We start from the raw sequence: 19,485 nt of genomic DNA on the forward strand, positions 1-19,485 counted from the left end.
CGTTAATAAATAGTAAAGGATAATACTAATAAAGAACATTCTACGCTTTGAATAAATTCGGCCGTATTGCAATCAAAACTTTCCTTTGGATAATTGGTTCCATCATTGCATTAGCATTATTGATTATTTTCTTAATTCGACTCCCTGCCGTTCAAAATTATATTGTTGGCAAGGTGACGCATTACTTGGAAACAAAAATCGGCACGCCGGTGTCTATTGGCCATATCAACATTACTTTCCCGAAAAAACTAGTCCTGGAGGACGTCTTCTTTGCCGACCAATCAAAAGATACTTTATTGGCAGGGGAAGAATTATTGGTAGACATCAATATGTTTAAGCTCCTAAAGAATACGGTGGAGATTAAAGAGTTTGAATTAAAAGGAATTACAGCGAAGATTAATCGGACTTTACCCGACTCTTCCTTCAACTTCGGCTATATCGTCAATGCCTTTGCGACCGAAAAAGAAAGTACCACAACCGCAGACTCGGCCTCGGCCTTGGTATTCGACATCGACAAGGTATTGTTCGAACGCATCCGCTTTGTGTATAAAGATGATGTGCTAGGCACTTCCGCCGATCTTTACCTGAATCATTTCGATACCCGCATTAAGACTTTCGATTTAACGAAGAACATGTGCTTCGATATGCCGAAGATCAATATCGATGGCTTACAAGCACGTATAAAACAATGGGCAGTGGCCACAGAATCAGAAGCGCCCGATGCTTCGGATTTCGGGATTAACGATGCCTCCGTGGAAGCAAGCTCCCTACTCCCCGATCTGGCGACCCAAACCATGTCTTTAAAAAACATCTATGTACAATATGATGACATGGCCAGCAATATCAACACGAAGTTTGATATCAAAGAATTAATCGCTAATGTTGGCCAGATAGACCTCAACAAAGAGATCGTCAAGCTTAAGGAAGTGAAGCTGAGCAATTCCAACTCAGAGGTGTTCTTAGGAAAAACAGCGCCGAAGAAAGAAACTACGCCTACCGATAGCAGCAAAATCAACTGGATTGTAGGCGTCGATAAATTGGCTATCGAAAAAACCAACGTTTGGTTTAAAGACGATAACCAAGCCCGTACCAAAGGGTTAGACTATTTCAACTTAAAGCTGACCGAACTAGCCGGAGCCATGGATAATGTCTATTATTCTGCAGACTCCATCTCCGGAAACCTCACGAACTTAGCTGTAACAGACCACTCAGGCTTTAAATTAAACCAGCTTAAAGGCGATTTCGTCTACGGCAATACCGGGGCTATCGTGAAAGACTTCCTGATCGAAACACCGAACTCCATTATCCGAGATAATATCAAAGTGTCCTATCCTTCCCTAGATGCCGTGTCTAACAACCCGGGCTTAGTGGAAATCGATGCCACCTTGAAGAAGACCCAAATCGATATGCGCGATATCCGCTTCTTGGCGCCTGACCTGGAAAAGGAGGAAACCATGAAGCCGCTGATGGACAAGCGTTTTTACATTGATGGCAAGGTATTGGGCAAGCTTAATAACCTACGCATTCCGAAGGTAGAGTTTAAAACCCTGAGCAACACCCACCTTATCGCATCGGCGACCATCAAAGGATTGCCGGATATGGATAAGATGTACCTGGATTTGGATATCCGGAAGTTTACGACAGGACGTGCCGATCTGCAAAAGCTTATCGCGCCTTCCCTCCTGCCGGATAGCATACAACTGCCTCGTAACATCAGCTTGGCCGGCACCTTTAAAGGAGGTATGACTGGCTTTGATACCGATTTAAAACTTGTGACCGAGCAAGGAAACGCTACGGTAAATGGCACCCTGAACATGGGTCGCGACACCAGCTATAACGCCTTTGTATCAGTAGATAACTTTAACCTAGGCGAATTCCTGAAACAGGATTCTGTGCTAGGCTATATTGCTGCGCAAGCGCAGGTAAAAGGGACAGGCTTAAACCCTAAAAACATGGTTGCCGATGCGACAGGCACCTTAAAACGCCTGGATGCCATGGGTTATAGGTATCATGACATCGAGTTCGATGTCACCGCGAACTCCGGAGATATCTCGGGCTCCTTACATAGTCCGGATCCGAATATAGACTTGGATGCCAGCTTCCAAGCGAATATGCAGGGACGCTATCCGAAGCTTTTCGCCGAGATGATGATAGACTCCATCAACCTCAAAAGCCTGAAGTTAATGGATGAGAACTTCCGTTACCACGGAAAGATCATCGCGGACTTCGAAACTTTCGATCTGGATCACCTGAACGGATCCTTGCGTATCGCCAATTCCTCCATAGCTTATAACGATGACCGGTATGTGCTGGATACGGTTTCCTTGGAAGCCAAAGCCGACACCAACCGTAATATTTTATTGCTGAGCTCTGAATTCCTGAATGCCCATTTGGCCGGAAAGTATAAACTAACAGAACTTGGCGCCTCCATGACGGATATCCTACGCATGTATTATAACCCGTCGAACAACCATGAGAAATTAGTATATTCACCGCAGCAATTCGAATTCAGTGCGCGCTTAAATAATGCCCGTATTATTCGGGAATTCTTACCTGCCTTGGAAGAGTTACAAGATGTCACCCTCGATGGTACATTCAACTCCACCGATAAATCACTCATGGCCAAGCTCCTGGCTCCGAAGGTTATTTACGATGGATCTGAAGTCCAGAACGTCGGGGTGGATATTATCACGGTCGACAGTACCTTATATTATAATACGCTGATTGAGCATATTAAGGTAAGTGGCATCGAGCTCCGCAATACAGTATTCTCTGGTAATGTGGTGGAAAACAAGGTAGACCTTGGTTTATGGATCAAAGACAAAGCCGATAAGGAACAATACCATTTAGGAGCCAACATGAACGTTACGGCCAATAATTACACTTTCTCCCTTAAGGAGGATGGCCTCATGTTGAACTACGAGAAATGGGGCATTAATCCTCAAAACCGCTTAAGCTTCGGGAAAGACGGCATCCGTGCCGATAACTTCCACCTGAGTAAAGACGGCCAAGAGATGCTTATCCAATCGAAGGACTCTACGCTGAACTCACCGATTGACTTAACCTTCAACAACTTCCGGATAGAAACCATCACGAAGATGCTGGAGTCCGAGACCCTGAATCTTGGAGGTGGTATCAATGGTAATGCGACCGTATCACGATTGGAATCAAGTCCTGTATTTGTATCCGACTTAACCATCGATAAGTTCTTCTTCGGTAAAGACACCATCGGGAATGTGATGCTGAAGGTGAATAACATTAAGGAAAACACCTACTCTGCGGATGTCCGCATTACCGAGAATGGAAATGATGTACAGTTGATTGGCGATATCTTGATCCCGCCGGGACAAGACGCGCAGATCAATGCGACCTTGGATTTAAAACCAATGACCATCAAAACCATCGAAGCCTTCAGTATGGGGCAGCTTCAAGGTTCCCAAGGCGACTTATCAGGAAGCTTAAAGATTACTGGAACGACAGCTGCACCGCGCATCAACGGGGAACTGACTTTCAACGATGCCATTATCAATGCTTCGATGTTGAACTCCAATATGTCCATCGACAATCAGAAAGTAATATTTAACGATCAGGGCATTGCCTTCCGTCAATTCCTATTGGTAGACTCTAAAAAGAATGTGGCCCGCTTAAACGGAACCATCCGTACCAGCACTTACACTGACTTTATCTTCAACCTGAACTTGACAACAGATGACTTCGAGGTCATGAACTCGACGCGAGAAGACAACGATATGTTCTTTGGGAAGATGTACCTGACCTCAAACCTACGCATTACCGGCGATCTAAATAAACCTAGAATCGATGGAAATGTGAAAGCCAATGAGAAAACAGACTTTAACTTTATCGTGCCGAACGATGATCCGGGCGTAGCCCAACGTGACGGCGTAGTGAAGTTTGTGGATAAGAGTGATACCGCGAGAGCCAATGTCTTCGCGAAGTTAGATTCCATGACGACGGCTTCTACCCTTTCGGGCTATGATATTGCCTTAAATTTGAGTACAGATCCGCAGGCCAAGTTCAAGATCATCTTAGATGAAGGAACGCAGGATGCCTTAAATATCCAGGGTACTGCAGAAATCAACACCACGATCGATGCCAACGACAAGATTACCATGTCCGGAACCTTTACGGTGGAAGACGGTGATTACACCTTCTCCTTCGGCCCTATATCCAAAGATTTCCGATTCCAGAAAGGTAGTACCATTACTTGGAATGGCGACCCGCTGGACGCTAGACTCAATATTACCGCTTTATATTCAGGCAAGTTTGCGACCCTAGAACTGGTACAGAACCAGATTGGTGCGGAAAGCCAGAACCTCTACAAGCAACGCGTACCGTTTAATGTAAAACTAATCTTGACCGGCGAGCTATTCAAACCGCAGATTAACTTTGATATCGATCTGGATGAAAACAACGCCGTTGTTTCGCAGGATGTGGTAAACAAGGTGAATATTGCCTTAGCGAATATCCGGGAAGATCCGGCGGAGCTGAACAAGCAAGTCTTCTCCCTGATTGCCTTAGGACGCTTTATGTCGAATAACCCGTTTGAGAGTTTATCCGGAGGTGGTGCCGAGTCATTAGCACGTAGTACGGTAAGTTCTTTCTTAACCAGTCAGTTGAATAATATGGCTTCCAACCTCATCAAGGGGGTAGAGTTAGATTTCAACTTAAATTCGGAGGAAGATTACCTGACCGGTTCGGCGCAAACCAGAACCGACCTGAATGTAGGGATCTCCAAGATGCTATTTGACGATCGCTTGAAGATTACCATTGGTTCCAACTTCGAGGTGGAGGGTAATACCCGTCCGGGCGAGAAAGCAACCAATATTGCCGGCGATATCTCCTTAGATTATCAGCTTTCCAAAGATGGCCGTTATTTTGCGCGTGTATACCGCAAAAACCAATACCAGGCCACCTTACAGGGGCAATTCGTGGAAACAGGTATTGGTTTCATCATCAATATGAGTTACGACCGCTTTAGGGAATTATTCATGAGTTCCAAGGCTTTATCGGCCTACAATACCGATAGTCGTGGGTTCCGTCGTCGCTTTGATGTGGATCGCATGGATACCGACTCCGTTTACCGCGATAGCGTACGGATGGTTATCCGCGATAGTTTGATGCTTCACAGCCCGGAATACCGCAAAAGAGTAGAAGAACGCCAGAAGGAAGAATTAAAAAGACAACAGGACAGTTTAAAAAACCAACCTGATACGAGTAAAAACCTACCAGACACGAGTAAGTCCAAGGTAGAGCCTACTAAATCGGCCATAAAAAATGAAGAAGAGGAAGGGGAATCCAATGAGAATTAAGTTTGTACTACCTTGCTTATTAGGATTATTGATCAGCAGCTGTAATCCGACCAAATACCTCGCCGAGGATCAGAAACTGTATAAGGAAGGCGACGTGGTTATCCATAACGACACGATTCCTAAAGAGCGTAAAGAGGCGTTTGAAACCTTCCTGGAATCTGCTTTAATGCCGAAGCCCAATAAAAAGCTATTGGGCATGTATTTCAAGCTGGGCTTATGGAATATGGGTGGTGGACCGGATTCCACCAACAACTTCGTACGGAGATGGTTGAAGCGCAATGGTGAAGAACCGGTATTGCTCAGTGATGTCAACCGGGAGTACAACCAGAATCTGTTACGTGGAAAAATGGAAAGCCTGGGTTTCTTTCATGCGCGGGTAACCTCAGACACCTTAATCGATGGCAAGTTTGCAACCGTACGTTATGATGCTTTTCCGGGTAAGATTTACCGGATCAACAATGTGACCATGGATGTGGACAGCAATTCCCAGATAGGCAAGAACATCCGCAATGTAGAACAATACAGCCTATTGAAAAAAGGCAGCAACTATAACCTCGATGTGATCTTAAATGAACGCGATCGTATCGACAATGAATTAAAACATAAAGGCTTCTATTATTTCTCACCAGACAATATCCTGGTGGAGGTGGATAGTACCATCGGCGACCATCAGGTTGATATGTTTGTGACCATCAAGCCTGAAACACCGCGCAAAGCCAAGGAGCCGCAAACCATCGGCAATGTGTACATCTTCCCGAATTATACCGAAACCTCGGGAGAAAACCGCCGTCGGATACCGCGCTATGCAGAGAAATTTGAAGACAAGTATTACATCATCGACCGGGAGAATAGGTACCGCAAGAAGGTATTGGCCAACCATATCTTTATGGAGCCCGGCACCTTATACAACCGATGGATGCACCAGCAGACCATAAACCATTTGGTAAACCTGAACGCTTTTAAGTTTGTGAAGAACGATTTCGTCGATAATGCAGACTCCAGCAATACCCTTGATGTGTATTATTACCTCACCCCGATGCAAAGGAGATCCGTACGTTTGGAGCTCATCGCGAAAACCGCTTCTGTCTATAACGGTACGGAGGCGAATGTCAATTGGACTTTCCGTAATGCCTTCAAAGGTTTTGAGACTGTAACCCTATCAGTTTTCGGAGGTTATGAAACCCAAACCGGCGGTAATGTCAATTTAAATTCCAGCTATATCCGCTATGGTGCGGAGGTAGGCATCAATTGGCCTCGCCTCCTATCGCCTTATAAATGGGCACCCGCCAAGCGTTATATCCCACGTACCTTCTTAAAGGTGGGCTATGAGTTCCTAAACCGTAGAACCGCTTATACCCTAAACTCGCTGACCACCAACTTCGGTTATGCCTGGAAGGAAAATGAACAGAAGGAACACAACCTGGCCCTCGCCGAGTTTATCTATGTACAGCCTAGAGGCATTTCTGATGAGTATAAAGCGCAGATGGACACCGTGCCTACCCTACGCCATATTGTCGATCCGCAGTTTTCATTCGGACCCAACTATACCTATACCTTCACGAATTCCATGGAGAATAAAAAGCATACCTTCTATGCCAAGGCAGGCTTAAATACCTCCGGGAATATTTTAGGATTAATTCAGGGTGCCGATTACAATGCCGGCAATATTAAGCACCTCTTTGGAACGGCCTACTCGCAATTTGTGAAAGCCGAGGCCGATGTACGGCATTACATGAAGCTGAGCCCGAATTCGCAGCTCGCCTCACGGATTATGGTCGGAACTTCCTACTCCTACGGAAACTCTCGATCCTTACCTTATTTAAAACAATACTTCACGGGTGGCCCGAATGGTCTTCGTGCGTTCCGCGCACGGGCGGTTGGCCCGGGTTCTTCCCGTCCTGAAAACATCGGGGAAGATAATTTCTTCGCCGACCAAACCGGTGACTTGAAACTAGAGCTCAACACCGAATACCGCTCGAAAATAGCAGGCATGTTCCATTGGGCAGCCTTTATCGATGCCGGAAACGTATGGTTGCAAAATACCGATGAAAACAAACCCGGAGGACGCTTCAGCAAGGAATTCCTTTCCGAGCTTGCTGTAGGTGGAGGCTTAGGCTTACGTGTAGATTTGGACTTCCTGATCATCCGTACCGACTTTGCCATTCCATTCCGCGTGCCTTACAGAGCGAAGGATGACCGTTGGGTATTCAAATACATCGATATTCGCGACCGCGACTGGCGCCGAGACAACCTGGTGTTCAACTTAGCCATCGGCTATCCATTCTAATCCGAGCCCCTTTGTAATCCTTATGTAAGTTTCAAAATAATGCCCCAAAAGCGTACGATTAACGATAAAAATCGTTACATTTAGGGTATAAACAAACCCTGATACTATGAAGATAACCGTTGTTGGAGCAGGCGCAGTTGGAGCAACTACCGCAGACAATTTGGTCAGACGCAATGTCGCTGAAGAGATTGTGTTACTGGACATCAAGGAAGGTTTTGCTGAGGGCAAAGCGCAGGATATGATGCAGACCTCTGCGCTGTTGGGCTTTGAATCCCATATCAAAGGAGTAACCAATGATTACCTGGCCACGGCAGGATCTGCTGTAGCGGTAATTACCTCGGGTATTCCGCGCAAGCCGGGCATGACGCGGGAAGAATTAATCGGTACCAATGCAGGCATTGTGAAAACGGTGGTTGAAAACCTCGTGAAACATTCCCCAGATATTATCATCCTGATTGTTTCCAACCCGATGGATACCATGACCTACCTGGCGCAAAAATCTAGCGGACTTCCTAAAAATAGAATCATCGGAATGGGTGGAGCCTTAGATTCAGCCCGTTTTAAATACCAGTTGAGCGATAAACTAAACGCCTCAGCCAACGATTTAAATGCCATCGTTATTGGAGGTCACGGTGATACAACCATGATTCCATTAATTAAGCATGCCACCTGGAACAGCGTAAAAGTATCTTCCTTCCTCACCGAAGACGAGGAGGCCGATATTATTAAGAAAACCATGGTGGGTGGTGCTACCCTAACGGCCTTAATTGGCACTTCTGCCTGGTATGCACCGGGCGCAGCTGCCGCCGCAATGGTAGAAAGCATCGTGAAAAACCAAAACAAACTCTTCACAGCATCCGTTTACCTCGAAGGAGAATACGGACAGGAAGACATCAATATCGGTGTACCGGTAATCATCAACGCTAAAGGCTGGGATCGGGTGGTTCCTATGGAACTTTCTGCCGAGGAAGAAGCACTATTTAAAGCTTCAGCCGATGCTGTACGCAAGATGAATCAGGTATTATACGATGAAGGCATCCTCAGCAAATAAAGGATAGCCCAAACATTATTCTACAAATACATGTACAAAATTCCATTTGAAGTCATCAGTCTACAAGCTGATGGCTTTCATATTATTACGCAAGCACAGCTATACAATAAGACCTTTAAATTGGTGATCGATACAGGTGCGTCCAAAACTGTGTTAGACAAAGATACCCTCTTACACTCCGGCATTGCTGAGGATAATTTCGAAAATACCGATATCCTATCCACCGGATTAGGCACCAACAGCATGGAAAGTTTTATGCTGACCCTACCTAGCCTGCAAATGGGCGAATGGTCTGTCAAGAACTTTACCGTGGCCGTATTAGACCTCAGCTCCATCAATTATGCCTATGGTCAGATTGGATTGGATCCCGTTATTGGCGTTCTTGGCGGCGATATCCTGAAAGCATATGGCGGAATAATCGATTATAAGAAGAATATATTGCAGTTAAATCAACGAAAAGTAGGCTTAAATAAGCGCCGTTGAATGTGCAGGCGCAAGTAAATATAGAAGCCTATAGCAATCAGAATCCCACAGCCCCCCATTACATAAAGGGTATTTTTTATACCGATAATCTCGGCAACCGCCCCTGTCAGCAAGCTTCCGATAGGGAAAATCCCCTGAAAAGCCATCACATAATACGACATGGCGCGGGCGCGATAGGCCGGAATTGCATGCGTTTGGATATAGGTATTAATGGATGAATTCTGCGACATCATGGCAAAAGAAACACCCATGGTGAAGAATAAAGCCGAAGGTAAGTAATGTGCGAAGGCCAAAAGCACCAAGGAAATCCCCATCGCCAACGCCGAAAAAAGCACCCTATAGCGTAGATTATCGCCCGTTTTTAACCTAGCCATATTGATGGCTCCTATCATTGCCCCCAGTCCTGCCGCACTTTCAAACCAGGAAAAAGTACGCTCATCCCCATTGAAAAGCTCGCGCGCTACGGCGGGAAGCAGCGAGGTATACGGGATTACTAACAAGCTTGAAAAGGTCATAATTACAATCAAAGACATGATATGTGGCGAGCGACGCAGGTAATTAAAGCCTTGTTTCAAGCCCTCAAAAGCACTCTCATTCGGAATAATCAAGACTTTTTCCTGCACATTCATCAGCATTAAACAGATAATAACCGGAATAAAACTGATAAAATTCAAGGTAAAACAGGCTAATTCGCCATAAGTAGATAGCAAAATCCCACCAATTGCAGGTCCAACCATGCGTGCGGCGTTAAAAATCGAGGAGTTTAAGGCGATAGCATTGGGCAAATCCTTCCGATCATCGACCAAGGAAACCAGCAATGACTGCCTGCCCAACACGTCAAAGGCATTGATGACCCCTTGAATAAAGCCCAAAATCGACAAGTAAAGAACCGATTCTGCCTTAAAATAAACCAACAAAGCCAACAGGCCGGCTTGAATCATCAGTCCGATTTGCGTGATAAATACCAGCTTGTATTTCTTATGTCGGTCTACAAAAGCACCGATAAAGGGTGATAAAACCAGCGAGGGAAGTAAGGAAATAAAGGATACAAAGCCCAACCAAAACACTGAACCCGTCAACTGATAGACCAACCAACTGATGGCGATGCGTTGCATCCAGGTCCCCAACAGGGAGATGGCCTGTCCAATGACGTGGAGCCTAAAATTGGGATATGCTAAGGATCTAAATAACTGCATGAATATAGGACAACCTATATGAATTAACGCTCAGTAGGACAAACAGTTTGCCCCATTTCGATAAATGTAGCGTTTTTATGCTGCACGCTGAAATTCCTTGTGCAACAAATTCTTGATTTAAAGCGATTTTTAGGGCGGTACGCCCGCAATTAGTAAGCGTACATCTTTCCTATCTGAAACAATATAGCTACCTTTGTGGGGTCAAAGCGAAGCGCTTTTTCAAAAAACAAGCATAAACATAATCATTCAATAAAGCAATATGAAATTTTTTATCGATACAGCCAATCTAGAGCAGATTAAAGAAGCTCAGGATTTAGGTGTTTTAGATGGAGTAACCACCAACCCTTCCTTAATGGCAAAAGAAGGTATTTCTGGTGAAGAAAACGTAATTAACCACTATAAAGCGATCTGCGAAATCGTTGATGGCGATGTAAGTGCAGAGGTTATTGCTACAGATTTCGACGGCATGGTGAAGGAAGGGGAAGCCTTAGCAGCCCTTGATAGCAAGATTGTAGTTAAGGTTCCGATGACGAAAGATGGTGTAAAAGCGATCAAATACTTCAGCAAAAAAGGAATCAAAACCAACTGTACCTTGGTATTCTCTGCGGGGCAAGCGCTATTGGCAGCGAAGGCTGGTGCTAGCTATGTATCTCCATTTATCGGTCGCTTAGACGATATTTCAGTAGACGGTTTAGGCCTTATTGAAGAGATCCGTGAGATCTATGACAACTACGGTTTTGGTACCGAAATCTTAGCTGCATCTGTGCGTCACAGTGCTCACATCTTAGGCTGTGCGAAGATTGGTGCCGACGTTATGACGGGTCCATTATCCGCCATTTTAGCCTTGTTAAAACACCCATTAACAGATAGCGGATTGGCGCAATTCTTAGCCGATCACGCGAAAGCTGCAGGTAAATAAAGAGGGCTTATCCCAACGAAATAGAAGCCTCTAAACCCTGGGTTTGGAGGCTTTTTCAATACCATTAATTTTTTGTAAATTTAACCTTATGAAAGCGGAAATGAGCACGGAAAATACAGGACTAGGCCTCGAAGAATTCAGCCAGATTTTAAAAGAAAATAAGCTAAAAGTTACCCAACCTAGGCTTCGTGTTTTAGAGGTAATCTCCACCAAAACTTCCGCCATTTCCCAGCCCGAATTAGAGAAGATTTTAGGCACCGAGATCGACCGCGTAACCCTCTACCGCATCCTGGCAAGCTTCGAAGAAAAGGGCATCTTGCATAAAGTTTTTGACCTGAACGGAACGGCCACTTACGCCTTCTGTTCCACCCGATGTTCCGCCGATCATCACCATGACCAACACGTTCACTTCATCTGTTCGGTCTGCAATTCGGTCTTCTGTCTCGACGAAATTGCGCTCCCTAAAATCAAGCTTCCGAAGGATTTTAGCCTGCACGCCATCGCCATAAATGCCGTAGGTTTGTGCGACCAATGCCAGAAAAAATAAGCAGAAATCTTCCCGTTTTTATTCCTTTTTAAGCATAAAACACGTATGTTTGATTAGGCCCTCCTGTGGCCTTCCCCCTCGCAAAATACGCGCTAAAACAACTTATTTTCATCCTTACTAAACTTTAGCAATACAATTCATACTTCTTTATATTATAGCTACTTATGATTTTTTAAATCAATAGATGAATCATAATAATAAGTTTAGCAAAGCATAGTGTCAAAGGTGGTTTTTTCAACAAAAACACACAACATATTTACTATCAGGTAGTTAGCTGTTTTAGACAACCTATTTTATTTTAGCAAAATAACTATAATCACTTATTATTCAACTATTTCAACAAGCTAAAACAAAGTAAAAAATAACATCACAATTTCATAAGAAATGAGTACGCTTAACAATTAAAAAATTAGCAAAATTTCAAACATTCTTTTGTGTATCTTAGTTCTATCGTTTAGGGGACGCAAGCCATAACAAATTCAACAGCTCTTGCCCGGAGGTCCCTCCTCCCCCTACCTCGAAAACAAGCCTCCAAAATGAGGCACAATACAGACATATGAAATCAAAAAAAGAAAACCCGTATAAAGAAGTTCTGACCCAACTGATCGTCGACGTTTTTGAAAAATCTGGAAACCTTCCTTTAAATTACAAGCAGGTTGCTGCGAAGCTCAACATCACCGATAGCGACTCGAAAGTTGCCATCGCTGACATCTTGAACGACGCCTCCAGATCCGGACAATTCGAACAACCCGAACGCGGCAAATTCAAGCTGCGCCAGCTGCATGTTTATGTCACTGGAAAGGTCGATATGACCGCCGACGGATCGGCCTATATTGTACCGGAAGACGAACTCGAAAATGACATCTTTGTAGCCCCACGAAAACTACGCCAAGCCCTGCATGGCGACTTGGTGAAGGTGCATGTTTATGAACGCAAAAAAGGCCGCAAAAGAGAAGGTGAAGTCGTTGAAATTTTAAGCCGCGCAAAAACCGATTTTACCGGTACCATCGACATCTCCAACAGCTACGCTTTCTTCCTTCCGGATGATCGCAAGATGCTCCACGACATCTTCATTCCGCTCGACAATTTAAACGGTGCCAAGGATGGCGAGAAAGTGTTGGTGAGCATCATCGAGTGGCCGAAGAACGCGAAGAATCCAATCGGACGTGTGAAACATGTGTTAGGAAAAAAAGGAGAGAACAACACCGAGATGAACGCCATCCTGGCCGACTTCGGTTTCCCTTTGGCTTTCCCGAAAGAAGTGGACAAAGCCGCTAATGCCATCCCCGACAACATCAGTGCTGAAGAGATTGCCAAGCGCCAGGACTTCCGCTCGACCCTTACGTTTACCATCGACCCGGCAGACGCCAAAGACTTTGACGATGCTTTATCCTTCAAGGTGCTGGAAAACGGAAACTATGAAGTGGGCGTCCATATCGCCGATGTATCCTATTACGTCACGCCGGATTCCATTTTAGACAAGGAAGCCTTCGAGCGTGCAACCTCCGTATATTTAGTCGACAGAGTTATTCCGATGCTCCCTGAGCGATTATCGAACAACTTATGCTCTCTTCGGCCTAACGAAGATAAACTGTGCTTCTCGGCCGTCTTTGAGCTTGATGAGAAAGCCAATGTCATCGACCAATGGTTTGGCCGCACCGTGATCCATTCCGATCGCCGCCTGAGCTACGAAGAAGCGCAAGAGATTATCGAAGGCAAAGAAGACAGCCTGGCCCCGGCCATTCTAAAATTAAACGAGCTTGCCTACATCCTTCGCGACCGCAAATTTAAAAACGGCGCCATCAGCTTCGAAACCGAAGAAGTAAAATTCATCCTCGATGATAACGGCAAACCGCTGGGTGTTTACACCAAAGTGCGTAAGGATGCGCATAAACTCATTGAAGACTTTATGCTCTTGGCCAACCGCAAGGTTGCCGAATTTATCGGCAAGCAAGGTAAAGGCAAAAACAAGCTGCCATTTGTTTACCGTTTCCACGATGTCCCTAATCCGGAGACCTTAACCAGCTTCTCACAGTTCGCCTCCCGCTTCGGTCACCGTCTGCAAATTAAATCCGACAAAGAAACAGCGAAGTCCTTAAACAGCCTGATGACCAAAATTGAAGGCTCGAAAGAACAGAACCTGTTAACCTCCCTTGCCGTGCGCTCCATGGCCAAGGCGATCTATACAACAAAAAAATCAAGCCACTATGGCTTGGCCTTTGATTACTACACGCACTTCACCTCCCCCATCCGTCGATACCCCGATGTCATGGTACACCGCCTGTTGCAGTACTACCTAGATGGCGGCAACAAGGTGAATGCCGAGCATTACGAGAAAATGGCCGAACACTCTTCCCAAAAAGAGAAAAAAGCCGCCGAAGCCGAACGCGCATCCGTGAAGTATAAGCAAGCGGAATTTTTGCAGAATCAAATCGGCGTGGAATATACCGGTATAGTATCCGGTGTAACAGAATGGGGGATGTACGTAGAAATCGAAGAGAACAAATGCGAAGGCATGGTTCGCCTACGCGACATCACGGACGACTTCTACACCCTGGATGAAAAAAACTACGCTATTATCGGACAAAGAAAGAAGAAAGTATACCAACTTGGCGACGAGGTTCAAATTAAAGTGAAAAAAGTTGATTTGGAAAAAAGACAGATCGATTTTACGCTGATAAGTTAAGAAGAGAAGGTTTTTTTACAATCACTTTGTCATCGTGCTGTCATCAATTTATCATCAACTTGTCATCAACTTGTCATGGTGAGCGGAGTCGAACCACGAACGACTGGTACGTCAGTGCAATCAATAACGCCAAATAGAACACTTGTTTACAGTTAAAGTGTTGGTAATCTATTGCAATGTGTTAGTTGAATGTATTGACGTACCAGTCGTTCGACTCCGCTCACCATGACAAATCGATGACAAACTGATGATAAAACGACAATAAAGCGATGATAAAGCGACAATAAAACGACGATAAAACGTCAAACCACCTCCCGCTTTCTCCCCTTCTTCTCCCCTTTCTCACCCCTTTCTCACCCGTATCAATCCCCTTTGCAAAGGCTTCAACAAGGGGTAAAAAAGTGGATAAAAAAGGCCTAGAAAAATACAGCACCCAACGCATTTCCATAAAAGGGATGTAGCAAGGAAAGGAACGAGTCCCTTAGGCCCCTCAGCATGAGGGATAAAAGGTTGGTTTTATTGTTTTCCGATACCCCGCAAAAAATAATAAAAACTTTAAGCCACAACTCTTTACAGTATCAATTATTCTTTATATCTTTGCGGACTTAAAAATTAATTTTAAACAAATTAAAAAACAAAAACAGGTAAATGCCTACTATTCAACAATTAGTTAGAAAAGGTAGAGTAGCTCTGGTTGATAAGAGTAAGTCACCAGCGTTGGACTCATGTCCACAGCGAAGAGGTGTATGTACGCGTGTATATACTACTACCCCTAAAAAACCAAACTCAGCAATGCGTAAAGTCGCTCGTGTTCGTTTAACAAACGGTAAAGAAGTGAATGCCTACATCCCTGGAGAAGGCCACAACTTACAAGAGCACTCGATCGTATTAATCCGTGGTGGACGTGTGAAAGATTTACCAGGAGTTCGTTACCACATCATCCGTGGTGCTTTAGATACTTCCGGTGTAGCGGGTCGTAACCAACGTCGTTCTAAATACGGCACAAAACGTCCTAAACCAGGACAAGCAGCTGCTCCAGCAAAAGGAAAAGGTAAGAAATAATTAAACGGAGGAAAAGAAAATGAGAAAATCAAAACCAAAAAAGAGAATCATTTTACCTGACCCAAAGTTTAATGACGTTCAGGTAACACGTTTCGTTAACAACATGATGTTTGACGGAAAGAAATCAATTGCGTATTCTATCTTTTACGATGCTGTAGAATTAGTAGAGCAAAAAACGCAAGAAAACGGTTTAGAGACTTGGAAAAAGGCTTTAAACAATGTAATGCCAGCAGTAGAGGTTAAATCTCGTCGTGTTGGTGGTGCAAACTTCCAAGTTCCTATGGAAGTACGTCCGGAGCGTAAAATCGCTTTAGGTATGAAATGGTTAATCTCTTATGCGCGCAAACGTGGTGAAAAAACGATGTTTGAGAAATTAGCGGGAGAAATTATTTCAGCTTCTAAAGGTGAAGGTGCTGCGGTGAAGAAGAAAGAAGATACGCACAAAATGGCGGAAGCTAACAAAGCGTTCTCACACTTCAGATTCTAATTTTGAACAACAAGAATCAAATATGATTACACCGACTTTTGGTAATAGCGCAAATTTATTATCGAGAGTCGGTGTATTTGTTTTAAAACAAGCCCACAGGCAAACTGCAAAAATTATATGGCAAAAGATTTAAAATTAGTTAGAAATATTGGTATCGCTGCCCACATCGATGCTGGTAAAACAACGACGACAGAGCGTATTTTATTCTACTCTGGCGTAAACCACAAGTTAGGTGAAACCCACGAAGGTTCCGCAACAACTGACTGGATGGCACAGGAGCAAGAGCGTGGTATCACGATTACTTCTGCGGCTGTTACAGTTTTCTGGAACTACCGTAATAAAAAATATCAGGTAAACGTAATTGATACCCCTGGACACGTTGACTTTACGGTTGAAGTAAACCGTTCATTACGTGTATTAGACGGATTAGTATTCTTATTTTCGGCCGTAGACGGTGTTGAGCCTCAATCAGAGACCAACTGGCGTTTAGCTGACGGATACAAAGTTCCACGTATCGGTTTCGTAAATAAAATGGACCGCTCAGGTGCTGACTTCTTGAAAGTTGTAAAACAAGTAAAAGATATGTTAGGTTCTGAGGCTGTTGCCCTTCAATTACCGATTGGTGCAGAAGACGATTTCAAAGGTGTGGTTGACTTGATCAACAACCGTGGTATCGTTTGGAACGAGGCTGATAAAGGTATGACCTTTACCGAAGTGCCTATTCCTGATGATATGTTGGATGAGGTTGCTGAATACCGTGAGAAATTATTAGAAGCTGTTGCTGGATATGATGAGTCTTTAATGGAGAAATTCTTCGAAGACCCAGATTCATTAACAGAGCGTGAAATCTTAGACGCTTTACGTAAAGCGGTTTTAGATAACGCCATCGTTCCTATGGTATGTGGTTCATCTTTCAAAAACAAAGGTGTGCAAACCATGCTTGACTTCGTAATGGAGTTATTGCCTTCACCATTGGATCAAGAAGCGGTAAAAGGAACAGACCCACGTTCTGGTGAAGAGATCTCTCGTAAACCATCGGAAGCTGAGCCATTCGCTGCTTTAGGTTTCAAAATTGCTACTGACCCATTCGTAGGCCGTTTATGTTTCGTACGTGCTTATTCAGGCGTATTAGAGGCAGGTTCTTATGTATTGAACACCCGTTCAGGCAACAAAGAGCGTATCTCTCGTATCTTCCAAATGCACGCAAACAAGCAAAACCCAATTGAAAGAATTGGTGCTGGTGATATCGGTGCGGTTGTTGGTTTCAAAGACATCAAAACGGGTGATACCCTTTGTGATGAGAAAAACCCGATCATTTTAGAGTCTATGGTATTCCCTGAGCCAGTAATTGGTTTAGCGATTGAGCCTAAGACCCAAGCTGACGTGGATAAATTAGGTATCGGCTTAAGCAAATTGGCGGAAGAGGATCCTACCTTCGTTGTTAAAACGGATCAAGAAACAGGTCAAACTGTAATTTCAGGTATGGGTGAGCTTCACTTAGATATCTTGATTGACCGTTTGAGACGTGAGTTCAAAGTAGAGGTTAACCAAGGTGCTCCTCAGGTTGCTTACAAAGAATCTATCAACGGTACTTCTGAGCACCGTGAGGTTTACAAGAAACAATCTGGTGGTCGTGGTAAATTCGCGGATATTAAGGTGGTTATCTCCCCTGCAGATGAGGATTGGGATGTGGTTAAATCTCCACTTCAATTCGTAAATGAAATCGTAGGTGGATCGATCCCTAAAGAATACATTCCTTCGGTTCAAAAAGGTTTCGAATCTTCAATGAACAATGGTGTATTAGCTGGTTACCCACTTTCAGGTATGAAAGTTCGTTTGATCGATGGTTCATTCCACGCAGTCGATTCGGATTCTCTATCTTTCGAATTAGCAGGTAAAATGGCTTACCGTGCAGCACTTCCTAAATGTTCTCCAGTATTAATGGAGCCTATCATGAAGGTTGAAGTATTGACACCAGAAGAAAATATGGGTGATGTAATGGGTGACTTAAACCGTCGTCGTGGTCAGATGCAAGGTCTTGACTCTCGTAACGGTGCACAAGTAATCAAAGCCTTAGTTCCACTTTCGGAAATGTTCGGCTATGTAACACAATTACGTACCATCACTTCAGGTCGTGCAACTTCTACCATGGAATTCGATCATTACGCTGAAGCACCTCGTAACGTTGCTGAAGATGTAATCGCGAAATCTAAAGGAAAAGTTAAAGGTCTAGAAGACTAATTAAGCATTAAAATAACCGATCCCTGATTATAAATAGCTCTAATCAGGGGTCATCTTAAAACAAAATAAAATGAGCCAAAGAATCAGAATCAAATTGAAATCTTACGATTACAATTTAGTTGACAAATCAGCTGAGAAAATCGTAAAAACCGTAAAACCTACAGGTGCAGTTGTTAGTGGACCTATTCCATTGCCTACTGAGAAAAAAATCTATACAGTTTTACGTTCTCCACACGTTAACAAAAAAGCACGTGAGCAGTTCCAATTGTGTTCTTACAAACGTTTGTTAGACATCTACTCATCCAACTCGAAAACTGTTGATGCGTTAATGAAATTGGAATTACCTTCAGGTGTTGAAGTTGAAATCAAAGTGTGATAGATTTCTTTTGAGACAAAACAAGAAAGCCCTCTTTATGCAAAGAGGGCTTTTGTTATTTTAGCTTAGTACCTAGAATTGATAACCTATACCAAAGGAAATCACTCTATTTTTGAATTCTGTTTGTCCTTCTTGGGCACTTAAATCGGCCAAACCTAGGTTATAGCCCCCATTAATTAAGAAGCCATTGCTTAATTTATAGCCTAACATAAAGTTCAAACCATAATCAAAGCGTTCCATTGATTTATCATCACCTGAGAATTCGATATCTTCGGTTTGATCTACCGCATCGCCATTATTATCCGTCCCTGTAATTTTCACCTGACCAGAAAGGTTAAGACCAGCGTAAGGACCAGCTCCTAAGAATACACTTCCGGGTCCGGCAGGGATATAATACACCGCATTTACGGGAATTTCTAAGGACATCACGTTTGCTTTAATGGTACCTGAACTTCCAGCCACATCTCCTTTGTACTTCGCTCCCTTGCCTTGTAGTGATAAAGCAGGTTGGATAGAGAATTGAGGGGCTACCGGAAGGTCTACAAAACCAGTTACATAGAAGGAAGGTAATGTTTTTTCAAAATCTTCCATTCCAGACAAAATCGGTTTGTTGTACTTGGCTAAGTTCATCCCGGCTTTTAAGCCGTAACTAACCTGGGCGTTTGCTAATCCTACCGATACGAGTAGGAAAAAAGCGATTAATAAGTTCCTTTTCATTTTTTGCGTTTTTGGGTTTATGATTAATTTTACATTAGTGTTACAAAATCTAGGCCAAACAAAAAAAAGGCAGTCTAAAAGTAGACTGCCTTTCTCGTAAGGT

At 43.9% G+C, this 19,485-nt stretch carries 13 protein-coding genes; 11 read left to right on the plus strand and 2 right to left on the minus strand.

The window, feature by feature from the left end:
* Positions 1-47 precede the first annotated feature (47 nt).
* The 4 genes from GQF63_RS01760 to GQF63_RS01775 all read left to right on the plus strand — a co-directional run bounded on the left by GQF63_RS01760 (position 48) and on the right by GQF63_RS01775 (position 9,151).
* A complete protein-coding gene (locus GQF63_RS01760; RefSeq protein WP_160367369.1) occupies positions 48-5,330 on the plus strand; it encodes a translocation/assembly module TamB domain-containing protein in 5,283 nt (1,760 codons plus the stop codon).
* Positions 5,320-7,617 (plus strand): translocation and assembly module lipoprotein TamL, encoded by a 2,298-nt coding sequence (gene tamL, locus GQF63_RS01765; RefSeq protein WP_246163213.1) that lies wholly within the window; start codon positions 5,320-5,322, stop codon positions 7,615-7,617. Before GQF63_RS01760 ends, tamL begins: the two co-directional genes overlap by 11 nt.
* Before the next feature lie 106 nt (positions 7,618-7,723).
* Complete coding sequence (locus GQF63_RS01770) at positions 7,724-8,668, plus strand: malate dehydrogenase (RefSeq protein ID WP_160367371.1); 945 nt, start codon at positions 7,724-7,726, stop codon at positions 8,666-8,668.
* 30 nt (positions 8,669-8,698) lie between these two features.
* The gene (locus GQF63_RS01775; RefSeq protein ID WP_160367372.1) at positions 8,699-9,151 is read left to right on the plus strand and encodes a retropepsin-like aspartic protease; all 453 of its coding nucleotides are present in this window, start codon (positions 8,699-8,701) and stop codon (positions 9,149-9,151) included.
* On the opposite strand, the gene GQF63_RS01780 is transcribed toward GQF63_RS01775, so the two are convergent.
* A complete protein-coding gene (locus GQF63_RS01780) occupies positions 9,118-10,347 on the minus strand; it encodes an MFS transporter (protein WP_160367373.1) in 1,230 nt (409 codons plus the stop codon). The two genes, GQF63_RS01775 and GQF63_RS01780, sit on opposite strands and share 34 nt — an antisense overlap.
* A gap of 259 nt (positions 10,348-10,606) precedes the next feature.
* Here GQF63_RS01780 and fsa point away from each other — a divergent pair, with 259 nt between their 5' ends.
* The 7 genes from fsa to rpsJ all read left to right on the plus strand — a co-directional run bounded on the left by fsa (position 10,607) and on the right by rpsJ (position 18,665).
* Positions 10,607-11,266: a fructose-6-phosphate aldolase gene (gene fsa, locus GQF63_RS01785; RefSeq protein ID WP_160367374.1), complete on the plus strand. Its 660-nt coding sequence runs from the start codon at positions 10,607-10,609 to the stop codon at positions 11,264-11,266.
* An 88-nt stretch (positions 11,267-11,354) separates the two neighbouring features.
* The gene (locus GQF63_RS01790; protein WP_160367375.1) at positions 11,355-11,813 is read left to right on the plus strand and encodes a Fur family transcriptional regulator; all 459 of its coding nucleotides are present in this window, start codon (positions 11,355-11,357) and stop codon (positions 11,811-11,813) included.
* A gap of 556 nt (positions 11,814-12,369) precedes the next feature.
* Positions 12,370-14,499, plus strand: coding sequence for a ribonuclease R (rnr, locus tag GQF63_RS01795; protein WP_160367376.1), 2,130 nt, complete (start codon positions 12,370-12,372; stop codon positions 14,497-14,499).
* A 648-nt stretch (positions 14,500-15,147) separates the two neighbouring features.
* A complete protein-coding gene (gene rpsL, locus GQF63_RS01800) occupies positions 15,148-15,561 on the plus strand; it encodes a 30S ribosomal protein S12 (protein ID WP_099367383.1) in 414 nt (137 codons plus the stop codon).
* 19 nt (positions 15,562-15,580) lie between these two features.
* Positions 15,581-16,048: a 30S ribosomal protein S7 gene (rpsG, locus tag GQF63_RS01805; RefSeq protein WP_160367377.1), complete on the plus strand. Its 468-nt coding sequence runs from the start codon at positions 15,581-15,583 to the stop codon at positions 16,046-16,048.
* Between the two features lie 117 nt (positions 16,049-16,165).
* Positions 16,166-18,289, plus strand: a complete 2,124-nt coding sequence (gene fusA / locus GQF63_RS01810; protein WP_160367378.1) for an elongation factor G — start codon at positions 16,166-16,168, stop codon at positions 18,287-18,289.
* Between the two features lie 70 nt (positions 18,290-18,359).
* Positions 18,360-18,665 (plus strand): 30S ribosomal protein S10, encoded by a 306-nt coding sequence (gene rpsJ, locus GQF63_RS01815; protein WP_013667229.1) that lies wholly within the window; start codon positions 18,360-18,362, stop codon positions 18,663-18,665.
* Positions 18,666-18,737: 72 nt separating this feature from the next.
* Here the strand turns inward: rpsJ and GQF63_RS01820 are convergent, their stop codons facing one another.
* Complete coding sequence (locus GQF63_RS01820) at positions 18,738-19,382, minus strand: porin family protein (protein ID WP_160367379.1); 645 nt, start codon at positions 19,380-19,382, stop codon at positions 18,738-18,740.
* Between the last annotated feature and the right edge of the window lie 103 nt (positions 19,383-19,485).

It is taken from the genome of Sphingobacterium humi, from assembly GCF_009768885.1.
Classification (GTDB): domain Bacteria; phylum Bacteroidota; class Bacteroidia; order Sphingobacteriales; family Sphingobacteriaceae; genus Sphingobacterium; species Sphingobacterium humi.

Excerpts from the sequence above, each read along its gene's own strand:
- GQF63_RS01775 (WP_160367372.1), top strand. The coding sequence starts at position 8,699 with ATGTACAAAATTCCATTTGAAGTCATCAGTCTACAAGCTGATGGCTTT.
- fsa (WP_160367374.1), top strand. The coding sequence starts at position 10,607 with ATGAAATTTTTTATCGATACAGCCAATCTAGAGCAGATTAAAGAAGCT.
- rnr (WP_160367376.1), top strand. The coding sequence starts at position 12,370 with ATGAAATCAAAAAAAGAAAACCCGTATAAAGAAGTTCTGACCCAACTG.
- GQF63_RS01780 (WP_160367373.1), bottom strand. The coding sequence starts at position 10,347 with ATGCAGTTATTTAGATCCTTAGCATATCCCAATTTTAGGCTCCACGTC.
- GQF63_RS01770 (WP_160367371.1), top strand. The coding sequence starts at position 7,724 with ATGAAGATAACCGTTGTTGGAGCAGGCGCAGTTGGAGCAACTACCGCA.
- GQF63_RS01820 (WP_160367379.1), bottom strand. The coding sequence starts at position 19,382 with ATGAAAAGGAACTTATTAATCGCTTTTTTCCTACTCGTATCGGTAGGA.
- tamL (WP_246163213.1), top strand. The coding sequence starts at position 5,320 with ATGAGAATTAAGTTTGTACTACCTTGCTTATTAGGATTATTGATCAGC.
- rpsG (WP_160367377.1), top strand. The coding sequence starts at position 15,581 with ATGAGAAAATCAAAACCAAAAAAGAGAATCATTTTACCTGACCCAAAG.
- GQF63_RS01790 (WP_160367375.1), top strand. The coding sequence starts at position 11,355 with ATGAAAGCGGAAATGAGCACGGAAAATACAGGACTAGGCCTCGAAGAA.
- rpsL (WP_099367383.1), top strand. The coding sequence starts at position 15,148 with ATGCCTACTATTCAACAATTAGTTAGAAAAGGTAGAGTAGCTCTGGTT.
- rpsJ (WP_013667229.1), top strand. The coding sequence starts at position 18,360 with ATGAGCCAAAGAATCAGAATCAAATTGAAATCTTACGATTACAATTTA.
- fusA (WP_160367378.1), top strand. The coding sequence starts at position 16,166 with ATGGCAAAAGATTTAAAATTAGTTAGAAATATTGGTATCGCTGCCCAC.